Origin of the sequence: Chryseolinea serpens (assembly GCF_900129725.1) — a bacterium.
Taxonomy (GTDB): Bacteria; Bacteroidota; Bacteroidia; order Cytophagales; family Cyclobacteriaceae; genus Chryseolinea; species Chryseolinea serpens.
The window spans coordinates 525,510-547,488 of the sequence record NZ_FQWQ01000003.1; the positions used below are offsets into that span (position 1 = coordinate 525,510).

The 21,979-nt window shown below is 51.6% G+C and carries 22 protein-coding genes; 15 read left to right on the top strand and 7 right to left on the bottom strand.

The window, feature by feature from the left end:
- The first annotated feature begins 97 nt into the window (after positions 1–97).
- The 4 genes from BUB30_RS21985 to BUB30_RS22000 all read left to right on the top strand — a co-directional run bounded on the left by BUB30_RS21985 (position 98) and on the right by BUB30_RS22000 (position 4,224).
- Positions 98–1,873 carry an outer membrane protein assembly factor BamB family protein gene (locus tag BUB30_RS21985; protein WP_073138234.1) on the top strand — a complete coding sequence of 592 codons (1,776 nt, stop codon included), beginning with the start codon at positions 98–100 and terminating at the stop codon, positions 1,871–1,873.
- Positions 1,874–1,993: 120 nt separating this feature from the next.
- Positions 1,994–2,785: an META domain-containing protein gene (locus BUB30_RS21990; RefSeq protein WP_084138306.1), complete on the top strand. Its 792-nt coding sequence runs from the start codon at positions 1,994–1,996 to the stop codon at positions 2,783–2,785.
- Entirely contained in the window at positions 2,785–3,825 is a 1,041-nt protein-coding gene (locus BUB30_RS21995) for a DUF4421 domain-containing protein (RefSeq protein ID WP_084138307.1), read from the top strand. The genes BUB30_RS21990 and BUB30_RS21995 overlap by 1 nt, the downstream gene beginning before the upstream one ends.
- Positions 3,826–3,897: 72 nt before the next feature.
- A complete protein-coding gene (locus tag BUB30_RS22000) occupies positions 3,898–4,224 on the top strand; it encodes a DMT family transporter (RefSeq protein WP_073138237.1) in 327 nt (108 codons plus the stop codon).
- A 38-nt stretch (positions 4,225–4,262) separates the two neighbouring features.
- On the opposite strand, the gene BUB30_RS22005 is transcribed toward BUB30_RS22000, so the two are convergent.
- The gene (locus BUB30_RS22005) at positions 4,263–5,180 is read right to left on the bottom strand and encodes a cation diffusion facilitator family transporter (protein WP_073138240.1); all 918 of its coding nucleotides are present in this window, start codon (positions 5,178–5,180) and stop codon (positions 4,263–4,265) included.
- A 297-nt stretch (positions 5,181–5,477) separates the two neighbouring features.
- Here BUB30_RS22005 and BUB30_RS22010 point away from each other — a divergent pair, with 297 nt between their 5' ends.
- The 5 genes from BUB30_RS22010 (at position 5,478) to BUB30_RS22030 (ending at position 8,852) form a co-directional block, all read left to right on the top strand.
- Positions 5,478–6,335: a universal stress protein gene (locus BUB30_RS22010; protein WP_073138241.1), complete on the top strand. Its 858-nt coding sequence runs from the start codon at positions 5,478–5,480 to the stop codon at positions 6,333–6,335.
- 89 nt (positions 6,336–6,424) lie between these two features.
- Positions 6,425–7,222: a J domain-containing protein gene (locus BUB30_RS22015; RefSeq protein WP_073138243.1), complete on the top strand. Its 798-nt coding sequence runs from the start codon at positions 6,425–6,427 to the stop codon at positions 7,220–7,222.
- Between the two features lies 1 nt (position 7,223).
- The gene (locus BUB30_RS22020) at positions 7,224–7,571 is read left to right on the top strand and encodes a translation initiation factor (protein ID WP_073138245.1); all 348 of its coding nucleotides are present in this window, start codon (positions 7,224–7,226) and stop codon (positions 7,569–7,571) included.
- An 82-nt stretch (positions 7,572–7,653) separates the two neighbouring features.
- Positions 7,654–8,211, top strand: coding sequence for a hypothetical protein (locus BUB30_RS22025; protein ID WP_143165033.1), 558 nt, complete (start codon positions 7,654–7,656; stop codon positions 8,209–8,211).
- A gap of 95 nt (positions 8,212–8,306) precedes the next feature.
- Complete coding sequence (locus BUB30_RS22030) at positions 8,307–8,852, top strand: hypothetical protein (RefSeq protein ID WP_073138249.1); 546 nt, start codon at positions 8,307–8,309, stop codon at positions 8,850–8,852.
- Between the two features lie 7 nt (positions 8,853–8,859).
- Here the strand turns inward: BUB30_RS22030 and BUB30_RS22035 are convergent, their stop codons facing one another.
- From BUB30_RS22035 to BUB30_RS22050, 4 genes are read right to left on the bottom strand one after another with little or no spacing between them, the layout of a single operon-like run.
- Positions 8,860–9,639, bottom strand: a complete 780-nt coding sequence (locus tag BUB30_RS22035; RefSeq protein ID WP_073138251.1) for a LytR/AlgR family response regulator transcription factor — start codon at positions 9,637–9,639, stop codon at positions 8,860–8,862.
- Positions 9,639–10,688, bottom strand: coding sequence for a histidine kinase (locus BUB30_RS22040; RefSeq protein ID WP_073138253.1), 1,050 nt, complete (start codon positions 10,686–10,688; stop codon positions 9,639–9,641). Before BUB30_RS22040 ends, BUB30_RS22035 begins: the two co-directional genes overlap by 1 nt.
- Positions 10,685–11,791, bottom strand: coding sequence for a sensor histidine kinase (locus BUB30_RS22045; protein WP_084138308.1), 1,107 nt, complete (start codon positions 11,789–11,791; stop codon positions 10,685–10,687). Before BUB30_RS22045 ends, BUB30_RS22040 begins: the two co-directional genes overlap by 4 nt.
- 36 nt (positions 11,792–11,827) lie before the next feature.
- A complete protein-coding gene (locus tag BUB30_RS22050) occupies positions 11,828–13,297 on the bottom strand; it encodes a hypothetical protein (protein ID WP_073138257.1) in 1,470 nt (489 codons plus the stop codon).
- Positions 13,298–13,629: 332 nt separating this feature from the next.
- Here BUB30_RS22050 and BUB30_RS22055 point away from each other — a divergent pair, with 332 nt between their 5' ends.
- Genes BUB30_RS22055 through BUB30_RS22065 form a run of 3 tightly spaced genes read left to right on the top strand, consistent with a single transcriptional unit; the run spans position 13,630 to position 18,024 of the window.
- Positions 13,630–15,324: an amidohydrolase family protein gene (locus BUB30_RS22055; protein ID WP_073138259.1), complete on the top strand. Its 1,695-nt coding sequence runs from the start codon at positions 13,630–13,632 to the stop codon at positions 15,322–15,324.
- A 21-nt stretch (positions 15,325–15,345) separates the two neighbouring features.
- Positions 15,346–16,716 carry an amidohydrolase gene (locus BUB30_RS22060; protein WP_143165034.1) on the top strand — a complete coding sequence of 457 codons (1,371 nt, stop codon included), beginning with the start codon at positions 15,346–15,348 and terminating at the stop codon, positions 16,714–16,716.
- 9 nt (positions 16,717–16,725) lie between these two features.
- Entirely contained in the window at positions 16,726–18,024 is a 1,299-nt protein-coding gene (locus tag BUB30_RS22065) for an amidohydrolase family protein (protein WP_073138263.1), read from the top strand.
- Between the two features lie 119 nt (positions 18,025–18,143).
- Here the strand turns inward: BUB30_RS22065 and BUB30_RS22070 are convergent, their stop codons facing one another.
- Both BUB30_RS22070 and BUB30_RS22075 read right to left on the bottom strand, forming a co-directional pair.
- A complete protein-coding gene (locus BUB30_RS22070) occupies positions 18,144–18,887 on the bottom strand; it encodes a LytR/AlgR family response regulator transcription factor (protein ID WP_073138265.1) in 744 nt (247 codons plus the stop codon).
- A 39-nt stretch (positions 18,888–18,926) separates the two neighbouring features.
- Entirely contained in the window at positions 18,927–19,979 is a 1,053-nt protein-coding gene (locus BUB30_RS22075) for a sensor histidine kinase (RefSeq protein WP_084138309.1), read from the bottom strand.
- A 125-nt stretch (positions 19,980–20,104) separates the two neighbouring features.
- Here BUB30_RS22075 and BUB30_RS22080 point away from each other — a divergent pair, with 125 nt between their 5' ends.
- The 3 genes from BUB30_RS22080 to ypfJ all read left to right on the top strand — a co-directional run bounded on the left by BUB30_RS22080 (position 20,105) and on the right by ypfJ (position 21,943).
- Positions 20,105–20,497, top strand: coding sequence for a VOC family protein (locus BUB30_RS22080; RefSeq protein WP_073138267.1), 393 nt, complete (start codon positions 20,105–20,107; stop codon positions 20,495–20,497).
- Positions 20,498–20,539: 42 nt separating this feature from the next.
- The gene (locus BUB30_RS22085) at positions 20,540–20,941 is read left to right on the top strand and encodes a DUF1761 domain-containing protein (RefSeq protein WP_073138269.1); all 402 of its coding nucleotides are present in this window, start codon (positions 20,540–20,542) and stop codon (positions 20,939–20,941) included.
- 144 nt (positions 20,942–21,085) lie between these two features.
- Positions 21,086–21,943, top strand: coding sequence for a KPN_02809 family neutral zinc metallopeptidase (gene ypfJ, locus BUB30_RS22090; protein ID WP_073138271.1), 858 nt, complete (start codon positions 21,086–21,088; stop codon positions 21,941–21,943).
- The last annotated feature ends 36 nt before the right edge of the window (positions 21,944–21,979 follow it).

Genomic DNA, 21,979 nt, shown 5'->3' on the forward strand with positions numbered 1-21,979 from the left:
AAACTGGTTGGTCCCGGACACTCCAAATAACGAGTGCCGGGGGATTAATAAGTTGGAATTTAATGCGATACTTGTTTGATAATCCTTTTCTTACCCTATGAGATTTTCTAGAGCCATTGCCTTATTTGTCCTTGTTTCTATCGTGTTCGCCGGGAATCCGGCGAGCGCGCAAAGCCGTACCTTAAAAGATGCCTGGTTCAAATCCATTGCCGCCGTGCAATGGAAAGTGCAAACGCAGGGCAGCATCCGCGGCAGCGCCCTGGCGGCAGGCGACCGCGTTTATTTTGGAAGTGCTGATGGAAATCTCTTCGCCGTGACCCGGAAAAGCGGCGACGTGGTCTGGAAGTTTAAAACGAACGGAGCGATCAGTGGCACACCGGCTTTTGCCAAAGGTACGCTCTACTTCACGAGCCGCGATCTTCATCTCTACGCAGTGGACGCAGCGACGGGTAAGGAGCGATGGAACTTCAAAACCGGTAGCCTCCTGCCACATTTTTGGGGCTGGGAATATTTCCAGTCGACACCCGTGGTCGAGAACGATATCCTCTATGTCGGCGCCGGAGATGGGGTGTGCTATGCCCTGCAGGCTTCGGATGGCAAAGTGTTGTGGAAATTCAAGACCAATGGTCGCATCCGCTCAACGCCTGTGATCCAGAACCAGAGTGTGTTGGTGGCAAGCTATGACGGTGTTGTGTACGCCCTGGATAAATCCAAAGGCACGCTGCAATGGCGCTACGAAACCGAAGGCGCCCACCTCAAATCCGATGACTTCGGATGGGACCGCAATGCCATTGATGCCACACCCGTTGTGACCGACAGCAAGCTGGTGTTGGGCTCGCGCGATGGAAGTTTGTATGCGGTCGACATGAAAACAAGAGCGTTGCTCTGGAAATTTACCTACGGCCCCACCTGGAGCATATCCTCCCCGTTGGTGCACCAGGGAAAAGTGTTTGTGGGATGGTCGGACAACAAGCTGTTCTGCGCCGTCGATCTGCAGACGGGTAAGGAAGTATGGAAATATGAAGCTGGCGACTATGTGTATTCGTCTCCGGTCGTTGCCGGAAACACGGTGATGGTTGGCAGTGGCGACAACAAGCTCTACGGCTTCGATGCTGCTACCGGCAAGGTGCAATGGACGTTCAAGACGCAAGGCAGCATCTACTCGTCACCCGTGCTCGACAGTGCGACCGTGTACATTGGCAGCGACGATGGTGCGATGTACGCTTTGCGGGGAAGCTCCCGTGAGCCCGTGCAACACCTGGCGTTTTTTGCGACCGACCTCGGTCATGATTACCTGAAAGGCAACCCGAAGATCACGGCCTTCTTGCAGGCGGAAAAAATTCAGGCGCTGGATTCGGCTGGACTGAAAAAATTTATGAGCGACCGCATCCAGGATAAAGCGTCCAGCGTATTGATCTTCAATCACAGCACCGTGCCCCACAGTCTTCTGACGCCGAATGAAAAGTCGGGAACGTTCAGAAAATACATCGAGGCGGGAGGGACCGTGGTTTGGACCAGCTTTGCACCCAACCTGGTCGCGTTTGATGACAAGGGAAATTTTTTAGGCGAGAAACCCGACGTGGCCAATGCCTTGCTGGATGTGGACTTCGACCTGGTGCACGATGGCGGTGAATATTCGTGCGAGGTGACGGCTGCCGGCAGGCGCTACGGGCTGAGTGATTTTTTTGTGGCCAACTTTTCGGTGAAGCCTGGTGCGGTGAACGAGACGTTTGCGGTGAATGAGTATGGCCGGTCGGTTTGTTGGGTGAAAAAACTAGGTGCAGGGCGGTTTATTCAATGGCGGACGTGGAGCAATGAAATTGGGCAGCGCGACCTGGATATGCTTTTGGATGTGGCGCAATTCCGGCCATAAAGCGTTAGTAGAACGCGAGCATAACAATACCGGCCCGGCCCGTGTTATTGGGGTATCTGTTTCTTATCTTTATAATAGCGGCGCAAGCCGCAAGAAGGCAGTGAACTCAATCCCCAGTACATGAAGCCCGCCCTTTCTTTTCTTGCCGGATGTGTCGTTGTTGCCGGCTGCTCAACCGTGAAATCCGTTCCGGCGCCCAAGCCCGTGGTCTTGCCGGAGCGCAACCCCGAAGCAGACATCGTGCGCTTTCAAAAAGGTATCGACTTTGTGGCCACCGGCAACGAGCCTTCCTGGACCCTGGACGTGGATTTTGACAGTGCCATGATGTTCAAATCCTTCAGCGACGAAGCGGCGATCACCACCCCCGTGCCGCCACCGCAATCAGCGCAAGACACCAAGGTGACGCGCTACCGCGGCGTGGGCACATCGGTGGAGCTTATCGTGCAGATCGAGAAAAAAGAGTGTCACGATAATCTGTCGGACGAGACATTCCCTTATGTGGTGAGCGTTGATGTAAAACACAATGCAGCCTCGGATTATAAAACATTCAAGGGATGCGGACACTACCTCGTGGATTATAAACTGCACGACCTTTGGGTGTTAAAGGAATTGGGGGATGTTGCTGTGACGGAAAAAGATTATCCCCGGGAGCAACCCCGCATGGAGCTCAATCCGGGTGCAGGCACCATTATGGGCTTCACCGGGTGCAATGAATTTTCGGGTAAACTGATCACACAAGGAAATGCGATCACCTTTCAACAGCTCACCCGCACCAAGGTAGCGTGTACCTCGTCGGTGGAAGCGCTTTTTATGAAAGCGCTGCAGGATGCTGACCGGTTTGAATGGGGCGAGAGACGATTGAGGTTGTTCAAGGGGAGCATCCTGTTGTGTCAATTTTTAAAGGTTGATTGATGCTCGCCATATTTCGTGCTCTCGCGACTTTGGCGTTTGCCTTGCTTGCCGTCGCGATGCAGGCGCAATCGCCGTCACAAAAAAAGCATACGCCGGACCTGCACGACACCACCTACTATGTTTCCTACGAAAACCAGATCACGGGCCGCTTCTATTTTTCCAAGAAGTATACGCTCCTGCGCTTTCGGAATTTTGCCGAAGGCTACAGCTTTTCATACCGGCCCAACACGACCCTGAACATGGGTGTAGGTGCCACCTATCGATGGGCCACCCTAAACCTGGCTTATGGCTTTGGCTTTCTCAACCCCGAACGCGGCCAGGGCAAGACACGCTACCTTGATCTTCAGTTCCACACCTATGGTCGCAAGATCATACTCGACGCGTTCGGACAGTTTTATCGCGGATTTTACCTGGCCGGTACCGACATCACCACCGACAACAGCTATTACCTGCGTCCCGATTTGAAGGTGAATCTCGTCGGTGTTTCTACGCAGTATATTTTTAACCACGACCGGTTTTCTTACCGCGCGGCCTTTCACCAAAACGAGTGGCAAAAGAAATCTGCCGGCACGTTCATCGCAGGACTCGAAGCCTTCTATGGCACGGTGTTGGCCGACAGCACCATTGTGCCCACGGCCGTGGACAAACCTGTGGCCACGGGCAACGCCGATCGCTTGAAGTTTTTTGAATTCGGCCCGAATGTCGGTTATGCGTATAGCCTCGTTATCCGAAATCATTTTTATATCACGGGCTCTGCGGCGGTGAGTCTCGACTACAGCGGCACGCAGATCGTCCAAAACTCCGAGGACTATTGGGTGTATGGTTTTAGTCCCAACACATTTTTTCGGGTCTTTTGCGGATACAACACGCGGGTGTGGGCCGTCAGCGCCATCTATCTGACCAACGCGGTCCACCTGCACGCCAAAGGCGAGGGAGAGGTGACGCTCAACACCGGCAACGCCCGTTTGAATTTTGTATATCGCTTCAAACCCAGCCGCAAAGCCAAGCGGATGTTGAAGTATATCGACAGGGTGGGGTAATAAAATCAACGAGGCCGCTCCTGTATCGCGCCAGACAAAAATTGTATATTCGCCCGTTGAAAGAAATAAAAAATGAATTGGATCATCCTGATCATCGCGGGTTTTTTTGAAGTAGGGTTTGCCACATGCCTGGGTAAAGCCAAAGAGACCAGCGGCACGACGTCGATGCTTTGGTTGGGTGGATTTTTTGTGTCGCTCACCATCAGCATGGTGTTGTTGTACAGAGCCGCCCAAACCCTGCCGATCGGCACGGCCTACGCCGTCTGGACCGGCATTGGTGCCGTGGGGACGGTGATTGTGGGGATTCTTCTTTTTAAGGAACCCGCCGATTTCTGGCGGATGTTTTTTATGACCACGCTGATTGCGTCTATTGTCGGATTGAAATTTGTGTCACACTGACCGCGCGACGTGCCCGAGGATTTTTTTTGTTCATCGATCTACACGGTAGTGCTGCCGCATTCGTCGTGGCAATCCGACACCTCCGTCTCCAAGGTGGCATGTTGAATGCCCAGGTGCTCCAGGTCGTGTTTCAGTTTTCGTTTCACCTCAGCGCTGTCTTTCAATGAAAGGGCCTCGCCCAGCACGAGGTGAGCAGTCAGTGCATTCTCTGATGTGCTGATGGCCCACACATGGATGTGATGGATATCTTTGATGCCCGGCAATTTCAGGGCGGCGGCACGAATGGCGTTCATGTCGATCTCGCGGGGAACCGCATCGATGGAAAGCAAAAGACTATCGCGCAGCAGCCGCCACGTGCTGGAGATGATCACGACCATGATCACCATGCTGATGAGCGGGTCGATCCACAGCCACTGGGTGTAGTAGATCACAACACCCGACACCACCACGCCTACCGAGACCAACGCATCCACGAGGAGGTGGAGGTAAGCGCCCTTGATGTTGAGGTCGTGTTCTTTGTTGCGGAAAAACAACAGGGCCGACAGCGCATTGATGACGATGCCGATGGAAGCGACCCAAATGATGGTGCTGGAATGCACGGGCTTTGGCGAAAAGAAGCGATAGAAGGATTCATAGCCGATGCTGCCCACGGCGATGAGCAGGATCACCGCATTGAGCAGCGAGATAAGGATGGACGCTTTGCGATAGCCATAGGTGTATTTTTGTGTTGGCTTCACCGCCAGCAGTTTGAACGCCACCAAGGCCAGTGCCAGACTGGCCACGTCGCTGAGGTTGTGTCCGGCGTCGGAAAGCAACGACAAGGCGTTTGAGTAAAATCCCGCCGCAAACTCCACTACCACAAACACCAGGTTCAGGATGATCCCCATCACCAGCATCCGGCTGACGTGGGTGATATCGAGGGCGTGGTGATGGTGATCGTGTTGATGATCGTGCATATGCAAAGGTAGGTCGGCGGGTAGTGCAACAGGTTTTCATATGGCATATTTTTGGGCACAGCGTCGCAAACTTGCGGTGAACGGGTGCGGGGCAACCAATTCAGGGTAAACTATTGGAATTAAGGATTTTAGGGCTGGATTAGGAGGAGGTCTTTGCAGGATAACGGGGAGTCCGGAAAGCGAAAACAAACAAGGATTATCATTTGTTTACGGATTTATTTTAATTTTAAGAACACTTAAAATGAAACAGACGGGTGCACACCCTTTGTCCGCTAAAAAAATAAATTTTTACAACGCATGAAAAAAATACTAGTCCCAACCGATTTCTCTAAACCCGCACAGATCGCCGCCACTGTGGCCGCAGACATTGCCCGCAAATCAGGCGCCGAGCTCACCTTTCTGCACGTTATCGAAGAAGCCACCGGCAACTCGCTGAACGTGGAAGGCCAGGTAAATGTGGAGGGCGATTGGGAGGAAAGACTTTTCACCCTGAAGCTGATCGAGAAAGCAAAAAAGCAAATGTCCAAATTGGTGGAAGACCCTAAACTGGAAGGCGTGCGGGTGAAGCAGGCCCTTCGGATCGGTTCGCCCTATCATGGCATGAACGCGATCATCACCGAAAAGAAAGTGGACCTCGTGGTGATGGGTACCGCCGGTCGCTCCGACCTCGAGCAAATGATCATTGGATCGAACACGGAAAAAGTGGTGCGTCTTTCCAACTGTCCCGTGTTGACCGTGCATGAGAAACCGGCCAGCAAAAATTTCAAGGACATTGTATACGCCACCGCCATGGAAAAAGACGAGGAAGTGTTTTCTCGCATCGTGAGAACGACTCAAAAACTGTATAACTCCACCGTACACCTTGTGCGCATCAACACCCCGGGCAATTTCCAACGCGACGCCGTGGTGAAAAAGACCATGGAGGATTTCGCCAAGAAATTGCAATTGACAAACTATACCATCAATGTATTCAACGACGTGAGCGAGGAAGAAGGCATTGTTTACTTCGCCGACAGCATCAACGCCGACCTGATTGCCATGGCCACGCATGGTCGCACCGGGTTTGCGCACGTATTGGCCGGCAGCATCGCCGAGGAAGTGGTGAGCCACTCCAGACGTCCGGTGCTAACGTTTGTGACGAAACGCAGAAAATAATTTGTTCTCCTAAACACGTTGACGGTATAGAGAAGAAAGTATTAGAAAGCCTGGTTGTTGCAAGCCGGGCTTTTTTATAGGTTATCATTATGGATCACTACCAAATTTTGGGCGTTAGCTACTCAGCCAGTGCAGCCGATATCAAGCGGGCTTACCGGAGGCTTGCCGTTTCCTATCACCCCGATAAGAATCCCGATCCCAAAGCGCATGCGCTCTTCAAGGACATCAACGCCGCTTATGATGTGTTGAGCGATCCCGTGAAAAAGAGCGTCTACGATCAACGGCGCTATAGTCAATATGCGGTGGTCGTCCATCCAAATCCAGAGGTGCGGCCGCGCCATCGCGACCCGGCTTACCGGGGCTATCAGGCCGCGCCGCCGCCGAAGAATGGAAGGCCCACGTTGCGGCAGTCCATGAAAAAATATCTCCCCTGGGCTTCGAAGGCTTCTCAGTTTTGCCTGGCCATTTCCCTCGTGCTCTTTATCGACTATTTTTTGCCAAACCGGGTCACGGAGGAAAAGATCGTTTATGCCAATACGGTGGAAAAAGCCGGGGGACGCTATGCGTACCAGGGCTGGTTGGTGGAGACCGACCAAGGCCGCACCCTCGACTTCCCTGCCGAGTTGACGGAATTCTTTCAAGTGGGTCAGCCGATCACCTTCCGTTCGTCGCGCCTGTTCAATGTTCCCCGCAAGGTGATATCCGGTGGCTATATTCACCACGTCGGCATGTCGCTGTATGGCAATTTTCTTTTTTTGCCGTTGAGTTTGCTCGTCATCTCGGCACTGGGTGTGTACCAGCGCAAAAAGATCGAGGCCGGTTTCAATTTCGGGGTGACCAGCACCATCGTGCTGGTGATGATGACCCTGATAATCTTATCTTTGTAGCATGAGCAAAAAGAACGACTGGAAGAAACGCGATGGCGTGGTATACTCCACGTCTTCCGATTTTGAATTCTCCTACCAACAAGGCGAAGAAGCCCAAACGCTTCCCCCGCAACAACAAAATCTGAAAGTGCAGTTGGACAAAAGCATGCGCGCTGGAAAACAGGTGACGCTGGTGACAGGGTTTGTTGGCACAGGTGATGATCTTGAAACGTTGGGGAAACTTTTGAAATCGAAATGTGGAGTGGGCGGGTCAGTGAAAGATGGTGAGGTGATTATTCAGGGGGATCATCGGGATAAGATCGTGCAGATCTTGCAGAAGGAAGGTTATAAAGCGAAGCGGGTTGGTTAGTCGATCAATTTGAGATACCCGAAAATTTTTGGGATGTGGTTTAAGGCCAATTCGATTGGCAAGGAGTAATTAAGTGAATAAAATGAGACTACCGTTATTACTATTGATGTTGATTTCAGTTTTGGGCTGTAAGAAGGTGGACAAAGAAGTTGTTGATGCCGGGGCTGATATGAAAACGGAACCGCGAATTTCAGTGCCTGAAACCAAACCTCAGAAAGAGAAGCAAGCTTCAATCTGCGAGGGCACAAAGGGCGAAGTGATTTATGAATATTTGCCCGACATTGAACTTCCAGAGCATCTTTTTACAATAATCTTCAGATGTGACCATGACAGCTTAAGCGGTAAGATATTTGGCCCGGTCCCAGCGGAAGAACATGGTCTTTATTTTTTTAGAGCTGATCTTGAAAAAGTTAAAGCTGATAGTTCAAAGATTGCATTTGAATTTGTGCAGGGAGACGTGTTCACGACACAAATTACCCTCAACAATTATAAGGACAAATTTGACGGTCAAGGTGGAGGGTCCTCTGATGCTCGACTGACTTATACCGGTACAAACTACGGGGACTCTTTAGTATTTCATTGTGCATCCGAGTTTTATGATTGTTATGCGGATGACATGACTTTTGTGCGAAAAAAATAGCGGCATCTACAGGAGATTCAGAAAGCCAAATGAAATGAATAACGCGGCAGTAGGGATACCGACAATTTGCTGACGGCATACAAATCAAAGACAGGATGAGAGTGATATTGACGTTGAGGCATTGGCAAATATTCCTGCTGCTATTGGCCTTCTACTTTGCGATTATCGGACTTCTGACTTTGACCCAGTTTGAGTTGCCAGAAATACCTGAGAATTTCATTTTTTCCTGGATCACCATGACCGTTTACCCATTGCTGCTTGGACTGGGTTTGTACAAGTATGTTGTGTCTGCCAGTGAAAAAGCAGTTAAAGAGTTTAAGACATTTATAATATTCTGTAGTATCTGGACAGTAGCATTTTTTTGCAATGAAATGCTGAAGAGTCAAATAGGCATGGAGGACAGTCAGCAGGAAATGCATCCACCAAGCGTTATCGTTAGGATAGTTGCACTTTTAGCGTACCTTAAATTTATTCAATTTCCGAGTCGAACGATTAATTCGATTGAATTAAAAAGAGAAGCAGGGCTTTGGGAATACGTCGCCGACTCATTTCAAATACTTTGCTGGCCTCTCTGTATCTGGTGGATTCAACCAAGAATAAATAGAATACATGACAAAAAAATGAAAACGGGCCAGGCTTAGCCGCTGGTCAGGCATTCTGAAGCCCGTCAAACCATTCTTTAAAATCTCCCACCTTTTCACGGCTCACAATAATCTCCTTATCGAACTCCTGCACCAACGTGATCTTCAGCCGGCTGTTGGAGTAGACCAGCACATCTTTGATGGCGTTGATGTTCAAGATGAACGTCCGGTTCAGCCGGAAGAAAATCTTCGGATCGAGAATGTCTTCCAGCGACTCCAGCGTATAGTCGATGATGAATTTCCGGTTTTGGGTGGTCACTAAATAGACGTCGCGGCCGTCGGCGTAGAAAAGGCCGATCTGGTCAGTGGTGATGGAGCGGATGTGTTCGCCCAGTTTCACCATGAAGCGGGTTTTATACTCCTTCGTTTTCAGGTTGGCCACCAGCGCCTGCATGCGCTCAGGCTGATCTTTGGGTTGATGGAGCTGTTCGCGGAGGCTTTCCAGTTTTTTGAGGGCGGCCGAGAGGTCGGTGAACGTGATGGGTTTCAGTAAATAGTCGATGCTACTCACTTTGAAGGCGTCGAGGGCAAACTCGTTGAACGCTGTGGTGAAGATCACGGGTTTCTTCACGGGCACCTGTTGAAAGATCTGGAAGCTGAGGCCGTCTTTCAATTGAATGTCCATGAAGATAAGGTCCACTTCGTTCTGGTGGTCGCGCAGCCATGCGACGGCGCTTTCTACGGTATCGAGGATGGCGGCCACGGTGGTGGTGGCGTCGTACTTCAACAGGTAGCGTTCCAGTTTTTCGGCAGCCGGTATTTCGTCTTCTATAATTAAAACCTTCATCAATATGTCGTGATTTCTTCCGCCACGCGAATCACGGGCAATTTAATATAATTTTCTTCGTAGGCCTTCACCTTGATCAGGGTGAGGTCGCTGTAGAGGGAATAGGAACGTTGCAGCCGGTTCATGGCCAGCTCGGTATTGGGGTGCTGCAAGAGGCGGTCGTTCAGTTTGCTTTGGATGGTGATATAGTCGTCTTCCCAGTAGCAGCGGATGATCATCGGCTCGAAACGCGAGATGATGGTGTTGCGCACGAGGCTTTCGATGATGATGGGCAGCGACCCGGGGATGAGCATGGCGTCGAGCTCGGCATCCTCCAGGGAAGATTCCAACCGAAGCTGGCCGAAATGTTTTTCATTGAGCAGTTTGACCAGGTTTTTGGCGGCCTCCAATTCCGTGGCCACGGGCACAAGTTCTTTGTGACGGTTGCTGAGCACATAGCGGTAGGCGCTGGCCAGGCAATCGATGTATTCTTCGGCTTGCTCCACGTCGCGGTACATCAGCGTGATGAGGCTCTCCAGGCTTTCGTAGAGCAGTTCCGGATTTACGTCGTTTTTGAATTCTACCATCTCTGCCTCCAGCACTTCTTGCTGCTGTTTTTCGATGCTCAGCTTTAGGGTGTTTTCTTTTTGCAGGTAATGGTTGCTGAAATACAGGATATTGTATAGCAAGGCCGTTACCGTGAACAGGATGAGAAAGATCAGCGTCTGCACGCCGCTCATGCTGAAGCCGACGCCATATTTGAAATACAGATGCAAGCCCAGGAAAACCAGAGCAACGGAAAGCAACGTGGTAATGATAAATTGAACGGGGACCCGGATGGGCAGGTATCGCTCGGGAAGAAATTTGTCCAGCAGAATGATGACGATCCGCATGGACTCCAGCGACAGATACATCAGCACAATGAACACATACACTTCCTGGCTGCTGAAGAAGTCGTTCAGCTGCGACACGTTGTTGTTGATGAGCAGGACGAGCAAATACGCCATCACACCATACACCAGGGGGGTGAGGAGCCGGAAGAATGGATTATGGATAAAATACCGCTTCATGCGCTGTGTTTCTGTTCTTGCTCACGTGGTTTCAAATGAATGACGGGTAAAGTGACCGAAAACTTGTCGTCGTCTTTGATCTCGATCTTCTTGTCCGTAAAGAATTCGTATCGCTTTTGGATATTTTCAAGCCCTACCCGGAACGACGGAACACCCGTGAGGTTTCCGGTTTTGGTGTTGATCACTTTCAGGAACATGTTGTCCTGGGCGGTGATATAGATAAAAAGCTTTTTGTCGGTGTTGAGGTTGTTGTGCTTCACGGCATTTTCCACCAGGATCTGCAAGGTGAGGGGTGGGATCTTGGTGTGCATGATGTTGTGGGGCAGATTGATCTCCACCGTCAGAAGCTGCTGAAAACGGATCCGGAGCAGGTAATAATACGACTGCACAAAGTCGATCTCGTCTTGCAACGTCACATACTGCTTGTGCTGGGTGGATAGAATGTATTGATAGGTTTGTACCAGTCGCCGAATAAATTGTTCGGCGGAGGCCGTGTCTTTATAGAGAAGGGACGAGATCGTATTCAGGCTATTGAACAAATAGTGCGGGCTGATCTGGCTCTTCAGCGCCTCGAACTGCAACTCCAGCTGTTTGCGTTCGCGTTGGATATTTTCGATCTGGGCGACGGCATAGTGCTGGTAGGAGTAGAGCAGGGCATAGATGACCTTGTAGATAAATAAGGTGGCCAGCAACAGAATGCCCAGCTTCACTTTCAGGTCGACATCCTGTAGGGAAAACCCTTCCCAAAAAACATACGCTCCAAAAAGTGCGATGCAACCTTGAACGAGGGCCAGGGTAAGGAACAGGGCTACGGCATAGTTGGCCAGGTAGCCCACAACAAAGCGCGCCGCGTAATAATTTCTCCACGGCAACGCACGGTCCAACAGGCCGTTGGCATAATACAGGGCGAAGCCATTGAGACATCCGATGCCGATGCCGGCCAGCATGCCCGTGAAATTTTCGCGGAGCGAGGGAAAGGAATCCGTTTCACTGAAATGCAGGTAGGCAAAGAGCAACCATCCCAAGGCTCCGGAGATGAAGGTGACCAGGAGTGTTCTTCGAAACAAGGCATTCATGTAGTAGGATCGGGATGAAGAACTCATGCAACTAAGGTACACATAAAAAGGCTCACGCGCAGGTCAGTCAATCGCTTTCATGACTCTGCCATAGTACGTCTCGGAGTCGATCTTTTTCGCGGCGGCGCGATAAGCGTCCTTCACCGAGCTGTCGCTGTTCTTCACCTTTTCGGAGAGGGAGATCAGTACTTCCGTGAGGTAATGGTCGCTGTCGATGTTGGCGCTGGCGTTGAGGATGTCGATCAGTTGGTTTCGGCTGAGGTCTTTCCGGGCGGCGGTGCGCAACACTTCACTGGCATAGTTGGACGATCCCAGGTTCCCGGCCACGGTGATCAATTGCTTGAACGATTCGTCGGAGAACTTTTGATGCTCCAGGATATTCTTCAATGTTCCGGAAGCATAGTAGTCTGACTCCACCGAGCTGCCCACCAGGCTCACCACTTGCGCCTGCACTTCAGGATCCATGTTGTTGCGTGTGGCCATGGTGTTGAAGACGGACGTTTTGTAATAGTCGGAACCGACGTCGGCCAGGGCGTTCACGGTGTTTTTCAACATCACCTTCGAGATGCCGGGCTTATTCAGGGCTTTGGTGAGCACTTGCGTGCGATAATAATCGGAGGGAATGTTTTTGGATACCACCACTACTTCATTCAGCGATTCTTCTTTCACGCCATCCTCTTCCAATAACGTGGTGAGCACGACGGAGAGATAGTAGTCCGATTTTATTTCCGCAGCCGATTGCAGCACCACCTTGATCTGTGCGGGCGACGCCGAGACTTTTTTCAACGCTTCTTTCAACACCACGGACTTATAGTAATCGGAGTTGATCTTTTGCGTGCCCTTGAAGAATGCATCCGCCGACTCCGGCGTGGCCATCATCTTGTTGATGTTGTTTTGTAATACCGTCGATAAATAGTAGTCCGAGTTGATGGCCGAGGCGATCTTGGTCACCACGTTCGCCATTTCGTTGGGCGGGATATTCTTTTCCAGCAAAAGCTTTGCGTAGTGTGCTTTTACATAGTCGCTTTCCAGCCGTGTTATTTCAGCAACCGCTGCAGCGCTTCCGCCCTGGTTGTAGAACCGGTTCAGACGTCCTTCGGCACCCAGTGTGGTGGTGCGCACCAGTTCGGGCAGGATCTCGCCCAACCAGGTTTTGCCGTTGGGTTCCCACTCCATTTTGTTGCGGCCTTCATAATATTCCTTCTTGATCTTGCCGCCGCCCAGCGACTCCACCACGATGGCGCGCTTGCTGCCGAAGACGGTTTTTGTGATCTCGAGATAGCCGTTTTCGGAAAGGCTTTTGATGTCTTTGTCGTCGTCGGTCACTTCGATTTTGCCGCGGATCTCCACGTTGAAGTTGGTGACACCGGTAGAGGTTTTCCACCGTTGTACGCCGTTGGACGAATGAATACTGATGTTGGATTTATCGCTGGAGGAGGAAACCGTGGTTTCATCCTGCGCGAGGCCCGGGATCGAAAGGGAGGCCAGAAAAATAAAAGAAGAGATCCACCGGTACCAAGATTGCGTCGTCATAGCAAGTTTACGTTTGTTTCTAGGCGTGTTTACGGTACAAGTATCCGGAGAAGATACACCCCTTGAAAGGGATATGTAGCGAACTGTAAGACGGGTGTACTGAACCGTTGCTCCCTGGAAAATGGTGCGGTCCAAGGTGCGATCGAAAACGGACGCGTCGCTGCAAACGTTGCCCGGCAACCAGCCTAATCCAGCTCCAGAGACCGTTTTTGCGCGCTTGGGAAGCATTCTTCCCTCATGTACTTTTTAAACGCCACCCGTGTATTCCGGTTGATTGTCTGTGACAAACCTTCCTATATTGACGCCCATCATTAACCTAAACTTTATTCCGAATGAAGAGTATTTACCTGAAACACCTGTTTACCGCTATGGTGCTGGTGTTGGGACTGGGAATGCCAACCCTGCTTCGCGCCCAGGAGGAGCGAACCCTGGGTCCCGTTTCCGGCACGTATGCCATCACGAACGTTACCGTTATCCAGGCCCCCGGACGCAAGCTGGACATGGGCACTGTGGTGATCAAAAACGGGATCATCACCGCCGTTGGAAAAGGCATCGCCGTTCCACCCGAAGCCATCGTCATTAAAGGCGACAGCCTCTTTGTGTACGCCGGCTTTATCGACGGTCTCTCCCGCACGGGCGTCATCAAACCCAAAGAAGAAACAAAAGAGAAAGTAAAGGATCCGGGCAACCCGCCCCCGGATCGCGCGGGCATCACACCGCAAAACGACGTGCGCAATTTTCTGAGCCCGACCGATAAAACGGTGGAAGATCTGCGCGCCCTGGGTTTCACTACCGCGCAAGTGGTTCCTTATGGAGGTATGCTGCCCGGCAATGCCGCGGTGGTGTCGCTCGGCGGAAAGTCGGCCGATGAAATGGTGCTGGCTTCGAAGACCGCACTCTATTCGGAGTTTACTACAGCCGAACGTATCTATCCCGCCACCGTGCTGGGTGTGATGGCCAAGTATCGTGAATTGTACCGGCAGGCAGCGCAGGCAAAATCCTATGAATCGCTCTATGCCTCCAATCGCACCGGACTTGAGCGTCCTTCGCCCGACCGGATCCTGGAAGCGTTCTATCCCGTCATCGACAAGCGCGAACCCGTGTTGTTCAAAGCCGAAAAAATACTCGACGTTCAACGCGCCATCACCCTTCAGACTGACTTAGGTTTCTCCCTGGTGGCGGCCAACGTGAAAGAAGGATGGGATGTGCTCCCGAAAATAAAATCCGGCAACGTGAAAGTATTCCTGAGTCTCGATCTTCCCGAAGAAAAGAAAGATGAGAAAAAGGACGACAAGAAAGATGTGAAGAAAGAAGAGAAGGCAAAGCCTGATCCGGAGAAAGACAAACTGGAAAAACGCAAGGCTGAATTTGTGACCCTGTATGCCGCACAACCCACGGCTTTTCAAAAGGCCGGTGTTCCTTTCGGGTTCTCCACTCTCACTGCCAAAACAAAAGATATTCCCGCCAATTTGCGGCGCATGATCAAGGAAGGTCTCACCGAAGACCAGGCGTTGGCCGCACTCACGATAAACGCAGCACAAATTCTGGGCATGTCCGACCGGTTGGGTTCCATCGACAATGGCAAGATCGCCAACCTCGTCATCACGCGTAAACCTTATTTCAATGAGAAAGCGCAAGTGCGTTATGTGTTTGTGGATGGCGTAGTCTATAAATATGAGCCGAAAGAGGAGAAGAAAGCGGACGCAAAGAAAATTGACGTCAGCGGCACGTGGTCCTATTCTATCGAGACACCACAAGGTGCGAACACCGGTAAACTGAAGTTGAAGAAGCAAGGCGACAACTACAGCGGCACCATCACCTCACAGTATGCTGATAAAGAGGTTGAACTGAAAACGGTATCGCTGGACAACAATCAATTGACGTATTCCTATTCGCTCCAGGTTGAAGGCAGCACGGTCAACGTAGACGCTGCGGTCACCGTTGACGTCGATACCTTCGAGGGCTCCGTGACCACCGCTCAGTATGGAAGCTTTCCCACCAAGGGCACAAAGGATCCCAATCGCTAAGACTTAAACCTCATGAACACCATGAAAAAGATATTCTACAGTTTCGCGTTGCTCGCCCTGGTCACCTTCGCCCATGCGCAGGTGGAGCGTGGCAACCTCCTGATAAAAAACGGCACCGTGCTGACGGTGACCAAAGGCACATTTGAAAATACAGACGTGCTGGTGAAAGACGGCAAGATCACCCAGATCGGCAAAAACATCGCCGCTCCCGCAGGCGTGAAAGTGATCGATGCTACGGGACAATTTGTGATGCCCGGCATCATCGATGCACACTCCCACGCCGGCCTCGACGCCATCAACGAAGCCACCAGCCCCGTGACGGCAGAAGTATTTACCGGCGACGTGTTGAACCCTTTCCAAGTTACGTTGTACCGTGCACTCGGCGGCGGCGTAACGACCATTCACGCCATGCACGGCTCGGCGAATGCGATCGGCGGCCAGTGTGAAACGATCAAGTTGCGCTATGGGGTAAAAGACGGCGACGGTCTTCGCATGGAAGGCGCGCCGCGTACCATCAAGTTCGCCCTCGGCGAAAACCCTACCCGTGTTCACGGCGGTGGCAGCAGCATTGTGCCGCGCACCCGCATGGGCGTGGAGTTTGTGATCCGCGAGTCGTTCAGCAAAGCCAAGGAATACATGGAGGCGTGGGACAAGTACAACAAAGCCAAAACACAAAAAGGCTTTCGTGGCACGCCGCCCGCTTACAACCTCCGTTTGGAAACGCTGGCGGAGATCCTGAAAGGCAACATCATCATTCACTGTCACAGCTATCGCGCCGACGAGATCAATATGCTGTTGAACGTGTGTAAAGATTTCGGTGTAAAACGATTGGTCTTCCAGCACGTGAACGAAGGTTTTAAAGTAGCCCCCGAATTGGCAAAGTTCGGTGCCATGGCATCGGTGTTTGCCGACTGGTGGGCCTATAAATTTGAAGTGTATTACTCCACGGCCTACAACGCCGCCATCCTCACGCGCAACGGCGTGGTGACCTCCATCAACTCCGACGACGCCGAGCTGATGCGCCACCTCTATCATGAAGCCGCCAAAACCCAAAAGTATGGCAACCTCTCCGACGACGAGGCGCTGGCCCTGATCACGCTGAATCCCGCCAAGCAACTGGGCATCGATGCGCGGGTAGGTTCATTGGAAGTGGGCAAGGAAGCAGACATCGCCATCTTCAATTCGCATCCGCTCTCATCCTACACCATCCCCATGATCACCGTGGTGGACGGCGTCGTACGCTTCGATCGCGAGAAGGATGCCGATGACGTGCGCATCTATGTGGACCCCACCCAGGCAGTTGACATCGCCACCATCCAGGGCGGCGAGCAAGAAGATCATTGCATGGACGGCGCGGAAGATGCGTTTGGTAAATTGTTTGGCCTTAACTAAGCAGAACTCATGAAACGAAAAATTCAATATATACTCGCATTGGCCGTGCTCATCAGCATGACCGTGCAGGCCCAACAGCCAAAAGGAAAATACGCCACGTTCGCGTTGACGCACGCTACCATTCAAACGGTGACCAAAGGGATCATCCAGGATGGCACCGTCATTCTCAGCCAGGGCAAGATCACGGCGGTGGGCGCCAACGTATCCATCCCTGCCGGTGCGGAAGTGGTGGATTGCAAAGGCAAGTGGATCTATCCCGGCCTCATCGACGGCGGCACGACGCTGGGCTTGAGTGAGGTGGGCTCCGATTCCCGCACACAAGATTTCAATGAAGTGGGTGATGTCATTCCCCAGATGAAAGCGCTCACGGCAGTCAATCCGAACTCAGCGTTGATCCCCGTAACCCGCATCAGTGGTGTGACCACGGTCATTGCTGCGCCGGAAGGCGATCTCGTTCCGGGAACGGCGGCGCTGATCAACCTGTATGGCTATACGCCGGATCAAATGTATGCCGGATTTGAGGGCGTGGTGTTGAATTTCCCGAACACCGGCCGCAAGGGATTCTTCGACCGTCGCACGGATGAGGACATCAAGAAGGCTGCTGAGAAGGCGATGACACGGATCAACTCGGTTTGGGAGATGGCGGTGCAATATTACAAACTCGATTCTGCCACGAAATCAAAAGGCGTGGGCTACTACCCTGAAATGGAGGCGTTGCTCCCGGTAGTGAAAGGCGAACGGACTTTGATGATCGAAGCCAATGCTTCCAAGGATATACAAGCGGCGCTGAAGTGGGTGAAGGATCATAAAGTGAAAAAAGTGATCCTGACCGGCGTGGCCGAGGGATGGCGTGTTGCTGATGAAATTGCAAAGGCCAATATTCCCGTGGTGGCCGGCCCTGTGCAAGAGCTTCCTACGCGTGACTACGATCGTTATGACAAACCGTATGCAAATCCCGGCTTGCTGAAAAAGGCCGGTGTCAAAGTAGCACTGCGCACTGCACAAGCTTCGAATGTACGCAACCTTCCGTATCACGCGGCTTTTGCGGCTGCCTATGGATTGGGTAAGGAAGAAGCGTTGCGTGCTGTGACCATCGTGCCGGCGGAGATCTTTGGTGTGTCTGATAAACTGGGGTCGATCGAGGTGGGTAAGAACGCTACCGTGTTGGTAAGCGATGGCGATCCTTTCGAGACCAAAACCAACATCTTGCAGGTGTACATCGATGGATGGCAGGTGCCGATGGTGAGCCGTCAGACATTATTGTATGATGAGTTCTTGCATCGTGATCCGGGGGTGACGAAAAATTAAATGCAGATTTGAACCGCCCCGCTTTCGCTAAAGCTTCAGCGGGCAAGAAAGACGCAAAGTCAACGCAAAGGAATTTCTTTGCGTCCTTTGCGTCTTAGCGGTTTATACCTTGTAGCTCCTCAACTCCCCATCCAAGCCCTGAACTCCGGCGCCGTCTCCTTACTTACGAAAATCTCCTCTTGCATCTCGGGCTTTATAAAAATCCGGATCTTTCCGTTGTCCGGCTTAAACCGCTCAATAGATTTTAAGTGTGCTAAAAATTTCCGGTTCAACCGGAAGAACTTGTTCCGGTCCACCATTGCCTCGAGTTCACCTAAGTTTTTATCGACAATCAACTGTCGCCCGGAAAAATCGCGTGCAAACACGATTTTGTGTTCTGTATAAAAGTAGGCCACCTCATCCAACTCCAACGCAATGAACTCGGTGCCCTTTCGCGCCACGATCCTGTTCTTGGCCGGTGCCTGCTGTTGCTGTAAGAACTTTAATACGTTGCCCTGAAGAAAATGACGCTCCAGTGTTTTTACTTTTTCCAGCGACCGCTTCAGCTTTTCTTCTGTAACGGGTTTTAAGAGATAGTCGATCGCGTTAAAAGCAAAGCTCTCCAACAGGTATTTGTCATAGGCCGTGGTGAAGATCACGGGGAAAGCGATGGGATGTTTCTTAAAGATCTCGAAGGAATGATCGTCGGAAAGCTGGATGTCTACGAAGGCCAGGTCGGGCGAGGGGTGGGATGGCAGCCATTGCAGTGCTTCTTTCACGCTGGTGATCTTGGCAACCACCTCGATGTGATCGTCCAGGGTCGTTAACATGGCTTCCAGCTTCGCCTGGGCAAGCAATTCGTCTTCGATGATAATGACTTTCATGTGTACGATACGTAAGATAGGTTAGCCCATACTTTTATTCTAAATCCGGATCAAGGGAAGCAGCACATAAAATACCTCAGCCGATTTTCCGGATTCGATTCCCTTTCCGGTGAGGATCTTAAAACGCTCGTCCAAATTTTTTAACCCAATATGAGACGAGTGTTGTAGGCTTCGTTTGGGTTGAAGATGATTTTCGATCCTTAAAACGTCATGGTCCATATGGAAGTCGATGCGCAACGGTACGCGCTCCGAGATCTCGTTATGTTTTACGGCATTTTCAAGCGCGACGAACGCGGAGATGGGAGGGATGAGGAATTCTTTTTCGGTTGACCCGTTGAAATGTTTCTGCAAGTCAAGTGCCTTTCCAAATCGGAGGCGCAGGAGCTCCGCATATTTTTCCATGAAAGCAAACTCATCTTCCAGCACCACTAAGCTCCGGTCTTTTTGAGAAAGAATGTAGCGGTACACATCGGCGAGGTTTTCGGTGAAGAGTTTGGCCGTGGGAGGATGGGTGGAGATGAGGTAGGAGAGGCTGTTCAAGGAATTGAACATGAAGTGCGGATCAATTTGATTTTTCAGGGCCTCCAGTTCAGCTTCGGCTTTGGCTTTGGAAAGTTGTGCGTTACGGACTTGTTCACCTTGTTGTTCCTTCACCATAAAGACAGTTTCGTAAACGTGCGTCACAAACAGGACACAGATCACATTCACCAGGGTCACGATGAGGATCGTGTTCCACTTTACATCGAACCCCACCCACACATACCACATGCAGAGCCAGGCAATGGTGAGGGGCGATGTATAGAAGATGTTGTTCATGAAAAGGAGGATCAACTTTTCGATGGGCCGGTCGAACCACGTGAAGCGCTTGCGGGTGCGGAAAAGAAGGTAGCGGTTGCCGTGCCAGATCAGGGCGGCCAACGAAATGAAATAGACATAACCCAACCAATAGGCGCCATCGCGAATGCCCAGCGTACCAAACATGCCCGTCAGGTTTGGGATGGCGATGCCAAAAAACGGAATGCCGATGAGCCGGATGGTTTTATCATTCAGCTCGACCTGGGGTTCGGGCAGGGCGTTTTCCGGTTGAGACACGTTTTCTTCCGTTTGGGTTTAGCGGACAGGTTTTGCAACTATAAAAATGACAATTTCAGGGAGCACTTACACGCTTTGCCAACAATATTTAAATACCTTACATGGAAACTACTACCCTACAAGCTATGAAAATCTCTCTCGGCCGCATGGTCGTTCTCGTGGAAGACTATGATGAAGCCCTCTTGTTCTACAAAAATGTGCTGAACGCCCGCGTCCTTCACGACAACACCACACCCAACGGCCAGCGTTATTTGCACATCGGCTTTGACGAGGCGGACACCAGCGGCATCTGGTTCCTGAAAGCCGAGAACCCCCGCGAACAGTCGCGCGTAGGCAAACAAACCGATGGCCAACCCGCGTTTGTGCTCTACACCGAATCGCTGGACACGGTCTACAAACGCCTTCTCGAACATGCGGTGCAGATCGCGAAGGAACCGGTGGTGATGGCCGATTATCAGTTCCTCCATTTTCGCGATCTGTATGGCAACGAGATCATCGTGGTGCAAATGAAATCCTGACCCTTCCCAGTATATATACTCAAACCTAAACCTTAACAAACTATGGAAGTTCAACCCAACTATCTGGCCGTGATCGTTGCGGCCCTGTCCACGTTTCTTGTCGGCGGTCTCTGGTATTCGCCCGCGCTTTTTGGAAAAGCCTGGATGCGTGAGAACGGATTCACGGAAGAGGGCATGAAAGGACGCAGCATGGCCAAGATCTTTGGTCTTGCGTTTTTTCTCGCCCTGATCTCGGCCATCAACCTGGCCATGTTCCTGGGACCCGAAAATCGCCCGGCCATGGGTGCGTTGTGGGGCTTTGCCGCTGGCTTTGGCTGGGTGGCTACGTTTGTGGGCACGCACTATCTTTTTGAACGGAAATCGTTCACGTTGTTTCTCATCAATGCCGGCTACAGTGTGGTGTCACTCACGCTCATGGGTGTGATCCTGGCCGCCTGGAGATAATTCCCCAAAACTTTTCCGCCCGGGTCCTGTTACACCAGCAGTGCCGGGTGGAAGGATGTTTCAAAAAACTAATGCACGCTTTCGTTGCAGGGCTTGAATGTCTTTCGTATTTTCCTAAGCACAATACAACAACCCCCAACGATTATGCAATGGCGAGGCAGAAGACAAAGCTCGAACGTAGACGACCAACGCGGCCGCAGTGGCGGTGGCGGCATGGCGGTTAAAGGAGGACTTGGAACGGTGGTGATCGTTTTGATCATCAGCCTCATCATGGGGAAAAACCCCCTCGAACTACTATCGCAAGTGCAGGGAACCGATGGTGGCGTCACCACGGAGCAAACGTCTCCCGACTATCAGCCCACGGCCGAAGAACAAGAACTCAGCGAATTTGTAAAAGTTGTGCTCGCCGACACCGAGGATGTGTGGCACAGCATCATGAAAGATTATCGCGAGCCCACACTGGTCATGTTCACCGGCCAGGTGCAATCCGCTTGCGGCACGGCGAGTTCATCCACCGGTCCCTTCTATTGCAGCGAAGACGAGCGCGTTTACATTGATCTCAGTTTCTACCAGGAACTGAAGGACCGTTTTGAAGCCCCAGGCGATTTTGCTCAAGCCTATGTCATCGCCCACGAAGTAGGTCACCACGTGCAACATCTTTTGGGCATCACCGACAAAGTCCATTCCATGCAAGGCAGCCTGAGCCAGGAAGAATACAACAAGCTCTCCGTAAAACTTGAACTGCAAGCCGACTTCCTCGCCGGCGTCTGGGCCAACCACGCCCAAAGTATGAGCAAGATCCTTGACCCGGGAGACATTGATGAAGCCCTCAACGCCGCCAGCGCCATCGGCGACGATCGTTTGCAAAAACAAGCCCAAGGCTACGTCGTCCCTGATTCATTCACCCACGGCACCTCTGCGCAACGGATGAAGTGGTTCAAGAAAGGTTTTGAAACGGGCGATGTAAATCAAGGAGACACGTTCAATACAAATAACCTGTAACCCTGTTCTCGCGGGCTCCGTTTGCAATGCTCAGGG